Source organism: Nocardia sp. NPDC056064, assembly GCF_042266925.1.
In the GTDB taxonomy this organism is placed as follows: domain Bacteria; phylum Actinomycetota; class Actinomycetes; order Mycobacteriales; family Mycobacteriaceae; genus Nocardia.
The window spans coordinates 1-1131 of the sequence record NZ_JBHJWO010000007.1 but is presented as its reverse complement, the minus strand read 5'-3'; the positions used below and the strand labels follow the sequence as shown (position 1 = coordinate 1131).

The 1131-nt window shown below is 53.6% G+C and carries 2 rRNA genes; both read left to right on the top strand.

The window, feature by feature from the left end:
• A 16S ribosomal RNA gene (locus ACFC06_RS29055) occupies positions 1-82 on the top strand; the annotation flags it as partial.
• 315 nt (positions 83-397) lie between these two features.
• Positions 398-1131: ribosomal RNA gene (locus ACFC06_RS29050) — 23S ribosomal RNA — on the top strand; the annotation flags it as partial.

Here is a 1131-nt window from a genome sequence, read left to right as displayed (position 1 = left end):
GCCGTCGAAGGTGGGATCGGCGATTGGGACGAAGTCGTAACAAGGTAGCCGTACCGGAAGGTGCGGCTGGATCACCTCCTTTCTAAGGAGCATCTGTACTTCTTGGTTCGAAGAGTCGAATTCGAGAGTGCCAGAGCCGTTTCGGACTCACATGTAGTCCGGCGGTGCTCATGGGTGGAACACTGACAAACTCATCGCACCAGGTGGAAGCAAAGTCTTTCACCGCGGTGGTATACCGACACACTATTGGGTCCTGAAAGAACACGCGTTCTTTCTAGGCAAAAACGACGAGATTCGAGCCGCGGTCATACCGGCTTCTTCGGAAGTGCTGGTGTCGCAACCGGTTTCGATCTTGTGTGTTGTTTGAGAACTGCACAGTGGACGCGAGCATCTTTGTTAGTAAGTGTTTAAGAGCGTACGGTGGATGCCTTGGCACCAGGAGCCGATGAAGGACGTAGGAGGCTGCGATAAGCCTCGGGGAGCTGTCAACCGAGCTGAGATCCGAGGATTTCCGAATGGGGAAACCCAGCACGAGTGATGTCGTGTTACCCGCATCTGAATATATAGGGTGTGTGGAGGGAACGTGGGGAAGTGAAACATCTCAGTACCCACAGGAAGAGAAAACAACAGTGATTCCGTGAGTAGTGGCGAGCGAAAGCGGATGAGGCTAAACCAGTTAGATGTGATAGACGGCAGTCGTTGTCTAGCTGGGGTAGTGGGATCATTCTTCTCAACTCTGCCGAGTTGAGCAACAGTAAGAAACCAACGTGTTAGTTGAAGTGGTCTGGAACGGCCTGCCATAGACGGTGATAGTCCGGTAAACGAAAACATGTTGGCTGTTGTGGATGTCTCCCGAGTAGCAGCGGGCCCGTGAAATCTGCTGTGAATCTGCCGGGACCACCCGGTAAGCCTGAATACTCCCTGGTGACCGATAGCGGACTAGTACCGTGAGGGAAAGGTGAAAAGTACCCCGGGAGGGGAGTGAAATAGTACCTGAAACCGTGCGCTTACAATCCGTCAGAGCCTTCTGCTTGCAGTGGGGTGATGGCGTGCCTTTTGAAGAATGAGCCTGCGAGTCATCGGTGTGTGGCGAGGTTAACCCGTGTGGGGTAGCCGTAGCGAAAGCGAGTC